Source organism: Pseudarthrobacter sp. CC12 (assembly GCF_039907755.1).
GTDB lineage: Bacteria > Actinomycetota > Actinomycetes > Actinomycetales > Micrococcaceae > Arthrobacter > Arthrobacter niigatensis.
Window position 1 is genome coordinate 21,659 of sequence record NZ_JARDJH010000053.1, and the last position, 6,710, is coordinate 28,368.

A 6,710-nucleotide genomic window follows, 5' to 3' on the forward strand; every position below is an offset into this window, starting at 1 on the left:
CGCCCACCGTCGCTTTCCACCACCTGCCTGACGTACAACCAAGGAGATCATTCTTATGTCCCGCGCCAGAATCACCCTCGACCGCGACTTCACCATCGGCGAAGTGCCCCGGCGCCTTTTTGGCTCCTTCGTGGAGCACATGGGCCGCTGCGTCTATACCGGCATCTACGAACCGGGCCACCCGGAGGCCGACGAAAACGGCTTCCGCCAAGACGTCCTCAAGCTCGTAAAGGAGCTCGGCGCCACAGTGGTCCGCTATCCCGGCGGCAACTTCGTCTCGGGCTACGACTGGGAAGACGGAATTGGCCCCCGCGAAGACCGGCCGCGCAGGCTTGACGGGGCCTGGCACACCCTGGAAACCAACGCCTTCGGCCTCCACGAATTTGTGGACTGGTCCCGCCAGGCCGGTACCGAAATCATGGAAGCCATCAACCTGGGAACCAGGGGAGTGGACGCCGCCCGGGCCATCGTCGAATACGCCAACCACCCGGGCGGCACCCGCCTTTCGGACCTGCGCGCCAAAAACGGCCACAAGGACCCCTTTAACATCAAGCTCTGGTGCCTGGGCAATGAAATGGACGGCCCCTGGCAGATCGGCCACAAGACGGCAGAGGAGTACGGCCGGCTGGCCCAGGAAGCGGCCAAGGCCATGCGGTTCGTCGACCCGGACATCGAACTGGTGGCCTGCGGAAGCTCCAACTCGGGAATGCCTACTTTCGGGGCTTGGGAGCAGACCGTCCTGACCCACGCCTACGACGAAGTCGACTATGTTTCCCTGCACGCCTACTACCAGGAGCACGACGGGGACGTCGGCAGCTTCCTGGCCAGCGCCGTCGACACCGACTACTTCATCGAATCGGTCATTGCCACCGCAGACGCGGTCCGCGCCAAGGGCAAGCACAAGAAGCACATCAACCTGTCCTTCGACGAATGGAACGTCTGGTACCAGCGGGGCCTGGACACGGAGGACCAGCCGCACAATGTGTCCAAGGCCGGCTGGCGTGAGCACCCCCGGGTCATCGAGGACAAGTACAACGTGACGGACGCCGTCGTCGTCGGAACTTTGCTTAACTCGCTGCTCCGGCACGGCGACAGGGTCAAGATCGCCAACCAGGCGCAGCTGGTCAACGTCATCGCCCCCATCTTCAGCGAGGAGAACGGTCCGGCCTGGCGGCAAACGATCTTCCACCCGTTCTCCAGGATGGCGGAACTGGCGAAGGGCCAGATCCTGCGGTTGTCCGTCGACTCCGACAAGTACGCCAATACCCGGTTTGGCGATACGGACCTGGTCGATGTCAGCGCCACCTGGAACGAGGAGACGGGCCGGGTGGCCTTGTTCCTTGCCAACCGCGGGCTCGAGGAGGCGGCGGATGTGGAGGTCAGCCTGCGTGGCTTCGACGCACAGCGGGTGGTCAGGGCGGAAGTGCTGGAAATCCCTGACGGCGGTGACCGGTTCACCATCAACAACCAGGACAACCAGGACCGCGTGGGCCTGAAGCCGCTGGAGGGTGCCAAGGCGAACGGCTCTGAGCTGCGGCTCAGCCTTCCTGCGTTGTCCTGGGCCGTCGTCGAACTGGACGTGGTGAAGAACTAGACCTGTTTCGGGAAACAAAAAGGCCGCCCCTCGGGGCGGCCTTTTTGCTTGGTCTTAGCGGGAGCGCTGGCGGAGGCGCTGCATGTCCAGGATCACCACGGCGCGGGCCTCGAGCCGGAGCCAGCCACGCTGGACAAACTCGGCCAGGGCCTTGTTGACGGTTTCGCGGGAGGCGCCCACCAGCTGCGCCAGTTCTTCCTGCGTGAGCTCGTGCGCCACCAGGACGCCGTCGGTGGCCGGGCGGCCGAAGCGGTCGGCAAGGTCCAGCAGGGCCTTGGCCACGCGGCCCGGGACGTCCGAGAAGACGAGGTCCGAGAGGGAGTCGTTGGTGCGGCGCAGGCGGCGGGCCAGGGCCTGCAGCAGCTGGGCCGAGACCTCGGGGCGGGTGCGCAGCAGGGCGTTCAGGCTCTCGTTCTTGAGCCCGGCCAGCCGGGTTTCGGACACCGCGGTGGCGGTGGCAGTGCGGGGGCTGGGATCAAACAGCGCCATCTCGCCGAAGAGCTCGCCCGGGCCGAGGATGGCCAGGAGGGACTCGCGGCCGTCCGGGGAAGTGCGGCCGAGCTTCACCTTGCCTGAGACGATGAAGTACAGCTGGTCACCCTGGTCGCCTTCGCGGAACACTGATGCGCCGCGGGATAGGTCCACCTCGGTGAGCTCGTCCGTCAGCAGCCGGAATGCGTCGTCGTCGAGCGTGGCGAAAAGGGGTGCTCGGCGCAGTACCTCGATGTCCATGAAATCTCCTGAGTAAAAGTATCGGCTGTGGGCGCTTTTGCCATTGTTTCAGAATTTTCAAGGTTCTGTGACGAACTTGGCATGGGAAACACGGGCAGGCCGCCCGCAGCCGGCCTTCCGCAGGCCGCGGCAGCCCACAGAAGATTGTCAGCGTCCGCCACTAGAATGGGGGTTCAACTGTAAATAAGGAGCCTTTGTGGTCGGCCTGACTGTCCTGGACATTGTCCTGATCCTGGCGCTGCTGTCATACCTGATCTACGGCCTCCGCAATGGGTTCCTGGTCACCGTCGGCGGCCTCGTGGGCTTTGCCGCCGGCGCCATCGCCGCGTTCTTTGCCGTCCCCCTGGTCAGCACTTTCGTTGAGGACTCCGGGTGGAGGCTCACCGCCATCATCGCTGCCGCCGTCGTCCTGATGGCGCTGGGGCACGGCCTGGGAACCATGGTGGGGCGCCAGCTTCGCGGAGTGGTGCGGATCCGGCCGCTGCGGGCGGTGGACCGGCTGGTGGGCGGGGCGCTGAACCTTGTGGTCTCCGCCCTGGTGATGTCAATGCTGGCGTTCAGCGTCAGTTCACTCGGCGTGCCCGTTGTGTCCCAACAGTTGGCCGAATCCAAGGTAATCCGCTTCATCGACGGGTTGACGCCCACGCCGGTCAAGGCCACCATGGCGGAGCTGCGGTCCACGGTGATCGGCAATGGCATCCCCACCTTGCTGGAAGGGCTCGACCAGGGCCAGGCAGTCCAGGTGCCGAACACCAGCACGAACACGCCGGCGCTTAACAAGGCTGCCCAGTCCGTCCTGAGGATCGCCGGCACTGCCTATGAGTGCGGTCAGAACCAGACCGGCAGCGGGTTCGTCGTCTCAGAGGACCGCGTGGTCACCAACGCGCATGTGGTGGCCGGCGTGTCGCAGCCGGTGGTGGAAATGCCCGACGGCGGCGCGATGCCCGGCAGGGTGGTCTACTTCGACACGCGTCGCGACCTTGCGGTCCTGGCCGTGGACAACCTGCCCTCGCAGCCGCTGCAGTTGAGCCGCGACCTGCCCGGCGGAAGCCAGGCCGCGTTCGCCGGGTACCCGCACGGCGGTCCGTTCCAGTCCAAGCCGGCCACCGTCCAGGACATTGCCACCGTCCTGGTTCCCGACATCTACGGCAACAATCCCTCCCCGGAGGACATCTACCGCCTTGCCGGTGACGTCCAGCCGGGAAATTCGGGGGGCCCGCTGCTCACCACGGACGGCCAGGTGGCAGGGGTGGTCTTCGCCAAGGCAACCTCGGACGCCGAGGTGGGGTTCGCCATCACCATGGGTGACCTGGACCCGGTAGCCGAGCAGGCGCCGTCGCTGTCCTCGCCGGTTTCCTCGGGGCAATGCATCAAGAAGTAGCCTCTTCCGGCTACAGGACCTCCGCCAGGTAGTCGATGGCGAGCTTGTAGCCCAACACTCCCGCACCCACAATCACTGCCGCGCAGACCGGGGAAAGGTAGGAGTGGTGCCGGAATTCCTCCCGCTGGTGCACGTTGGTGATGTGGACCTCGACGGCGGGAAGCTGCACGGCTGCCAGGGCGTCACGAAGTGCCACGGAGGTGTGCGTGAAGGCGCCCGCGTTCAGGACGATTCCCACGGCGGTGCCGCGTGCTGCGTGGATGGCGTCCAGCAGGACGCCTTCATGGTTGGACTGGACGCACTCCACGGCGAATCCGTGGTCCTTCCCGGTGGCCGCAGCCAGCTGTTCGACGTCGGCAAGGGTGGAGGTGCCGTACTTTTCCGGCTCCCGCGTACCCAGCAGGTTCAGGTTGGGGCCATTGATGACCAGGATGGTGCCGCGGCCGGCTTCGACAGTGGAGGAGGCTTCAGTCATGCCTGCAAATCTATCGGTTGGCGCAGCCCGCCGCGCATTCTTACGTCCGGATGCGCGGCGGGCGGGCCAATGGCTGTTTAGAGGGCCGTCGCCTTCAGCAGCAGTGCATGCTCGGGGTTCAGCACCGGCATCGGCAGCCCTACCTCCGCCAGGAAACGGCCGTTGGCAACGGCTCCGCCGGCAAGCCACGCCGGCGGTTGCGCCTGCGTGAAGGTGTGCGCGTAGTCGGCGTCCTCCTGGACGGGGGCGAGGACCTCAACCCGGTAATTCCGCTCCGGCGCCAGGCCGGGGAGGCCCATGCGTCCGGGCTGCTCCGCGGCAGAGGTGCGCGTGCCCACAACGGCGAACAGGGCCGCCGTCGTGCTGTCCGCGATGGACCCGTCCGCCACCACGCCGTGCAGCAGGAAGGCATCATCGGCGACGTCCGCGTGGACCCGGCGGCCGCTGTGGATCAGGTCCCGGTGTTCCTTGTACAGGCCCACGACGCGCCGAAGTTCGTCGCGCTCCTTGCCCTGGACGCTCCGGACGTCCCACTCCATGCCAAAGTGGCCGAACAGGGCGGTGATGGCCCGGAAGGACAGGTCGTGCGTGCGGGCGGTGGTGTGCGACGTGGTGGGACCGATGTGGCTGCCCACCAGCTCGGGCGGGACCACCGCGCCGGTCCAGCGCTGGATGGCCTGCCGTTCCAGCGCGTCGTTGCAGTCCGAGGCCCAGATCCGGTCCGTCCGCTCCAGGATGCCCAGGTCCACGCGCGCGCCGCCGGAGGAGCAGCTTTCAATCTCGACGCCGGGGTGTGCCTTGCGGAGCTCGTCGAACAACCGGTACGCGGCGAGGGTCTGCGCGTGGACGGAAGGGGCGCCGGCGTGGCCGTGTTCCACGAGGTCGCGGTTCTGGTCCCACTTCAGGTAGCTGATGTTGCTTCCGGACAGGAGCGCGTCGATCCGGTCGTAGATGTACTGCCATGCGTCGGGGTTCACCAGGTCGATGACGTGCTGGTTGCGCCATTCCAGGGGCAGCCGGCCGCCGTCCTTGTGTGCCTTTGCCGACGGGCCCACGATCCAGTCAGGGTGGGCACGGGCGATGTCCGAGTCAAGGTTGACCATCTCCGGTTCCACCCACAGCCCGAACTCCATGCCGCGGGAGGTGACAGCGTCGATGAGGGGGGCCAGGCCGTCGGGCCACAGGGTTTCGTCCACGTACCAGTCGCCCAAACCTGCGTGGTCGTCCCGGCGGCCGCGGAACCAGCCGTCGTCGAGCACGAAGCGCTCCACGCCAAGGTCGGCGGCCGATTCCGCCAGTTCGGTCAGGATGTCCAGGTTGTGGTTGAAGTAGACGGCCTCCCAGACGTTGAGGACGACGGGCCGCGGCTTGCCTGCGGGCAGGCCGGTGGACGCGGCGGGCAGGACGTGGTGGGGCCGGGAGCGGAACCAGCTGTAGAACGCCTCGGTAATGCCGTCCAGGCCGCGGTCGGAGTAGGCGGCGAACAACGCGGGGGTGGTGTAGTGGGCGCCAGGGTCCAGGATCACTTCGGCGGGGCCCAGCAGCTCGGAACCGCCGATCATGGTCCGGCCGTCGCCGATGGTGTCGGCGAACTGTTCATGGTTGCCGCTCCAGGCCAGGTGGGTGGCCCACACCCTGCCGCGCCGGTTGCCGAAGCCCTTGGTGCCGGCGGCGAACAGCAGGGAGGAATCGTGGCCGGTGCGGCCGTGCCGGCCGGTGCGAACCCATGTCCCCTGCTGGATGGGGCGGCGCTGGGGGTGCCGCTCGCGGCACCAGCGCCCGGTCAGGTCAAGGAGTTCGACGGCGTCCGGTGCCACGGGCAGGACGGTCGCCAGCTCGTCCACCTGGAAAGGCGTGGTTCCCTCATTGGTGATGGTGTGGCGCAGTTCCAGCAGGCCGCCCGCATGAAGCGCCAGGGACGTTGCGACGCTCAGGCCCGTGTCGCCGTCGGCCTGCACGATGGTGGCGCAGGATCCTTCGGTGCTGACGGAGGTGACGCGGAGGCGGGAGGAGAAGTCAAGGCCGGCGCCGCTGTCCGTGATCCTGTGGCCACGCAGGGCCGGGCGCCCGCGCCAGGCCGAGGAAGCCTGGGGGAGGAGGCCCGCGGGAACGCGGACGTCGATCGACGAGGGCGGCACCGCAGCCGTGAGGATGGCCAGGTCCGGCAGGTCTGCGCCCAGCTCGGCGCCCCAGTGGATGACTTCGGCCTCTCCGCTGTCGAAGCTGATCACCAGGCTGGTGCCGGCGGAACGGAGGTGCAAGGGATCCATAGGGAAGTCTCTTTCAGTGTTCAGGGATTGCGTCGTCACGAACGCGCAAAAGGAAAATCACGGGAAGGGGAGGCCGGGTGCCGCCGCCGCGAGGAGGGGACGGCGGCACCCGGCCGGGGGGGGGGGGGCCCCCCCCCCCCCCCCGGGGGGGGGGGGGGGGGGGGGGTCGGCCCCCCCCCCCCCCCGGCGAGGGTGTCAATGACAGGGGCTGCCATTTACTTGTTGTCCTGCCAGAGCTTGTTGATTTCTTCCTTGACC

Annotated in this window: 5 protein-coding genes; 2 read left to right on the forward strand and 3 right to left on the reverse strand. The window is 67.3% G+C overall.

Translation table 11 applies throughout. The annotated features are described in order from the left end of the window. The first annotated feature begins 55 nt into the window (after positions 1-55). Positions 56-1,594, forward strand: coding sequence for an alpha-N-arabinofuranosidase (locus PV772_RS21800; RefSeq protein ID WP_141159367.1), 1,539 nt, complete (start codon positions 56-58; stop codon positions 1,592-1,594). Positions 1,595-1,648: 54 nt separating this feature from the next. On the opposite strand, the gene PV772_RS21805 is transcribed toward PV772_RS21800, so the two are convergent. Beyond that, positions 1,649-2,326 carry a Crp/Fnr family transcriptional regulator gene (locus PV772_RS21805; protein ID WP_011775987.1) on the reverse strand — a complete coding sequence of 226 codons (678 nt, stop codon included), beginning with the start codon at positions 2,324-2,326 and terminating at the stop codon, positions 1,649-1,651. A gap of 196 nt (positions 2,327-2,522) precedes the next feature. Here PV772_RS21805 and PV772_RS21810 point away from each other — a divergent pair, with 196 nt between their 5' ends. Next, on the forward strand, positions 2,523-3,707 hold the full coding sequence (locus PV772_RS21810) for a MarP family serine protease (protein ID WP_141159368.1): 1,185 nt from the start codon (positions 2,523-2,525) through the stop codon (positions 3,705-3,707). Positions 3,708-3,717: 10 nt separating this feature from the next. Here the strand turns inward: PV772_RS21810 and aroQ are convergent, their stop codons facing one another. Both aroQ and PV772_RS21820 read right to left on the reverse strand, forming a co-directional pair. Next, a complete protein-coding gene (gene aroQ, locus PV772_RS21815; protein WP_141159369.1) occupies positions 3,718-4,182 on the reverse strand; it encodes a type II 3-dehydroquinate dehydratase in 465 nt (154 codons plus the stop codon). A 77-nt stretch (positions 4,183-4,259) separates the two neighbouring features. Then, the gene (locus PV772_RS21820) at positions 4,260-6,452 is read right to left on the reverse strand and encodes an alpha-galactosidase (RefSeq protein ID WP_141159370.1); all 2,193 of its coding nucleotides are present in this window, start codon (positions 6,450-6,452) and stop codon (positions 4,260-4,262) included. Between the last annotated feature and the right edge of the window lie 258 nt (positions 6,453-6,710).

Coding starts and splice junctions, on each gene's coding strand:
- PV772_RS21805 (WP_011775987.1), bottom strand. CDS start 2,326: ATGGACATCGAGGTACTGCGCCGAGCACCCCTTTTCGCCACGCTCGAC.
- aroQ (WP_141159369.1), bottom strand. CDS start 4,182: ATGACTGAAGCCTCCTCCACTGTCGAAGCCGGCCGCGGCACCATCCTG.
- PV772_RS21820 (WP_141159370.1), bottom strand. CDS start 6,452: ATGGATCCCTTGCACCTCCGTTCCGCCGGCACCAGCCTGGTGATCAGC.
- PV772_RS21800 (WP_141159367.1), top strand. CDS start 56: ATGTCCCGCGCCAGAATCACCCTCGACCGCGACTTCACCATCGGCGAA.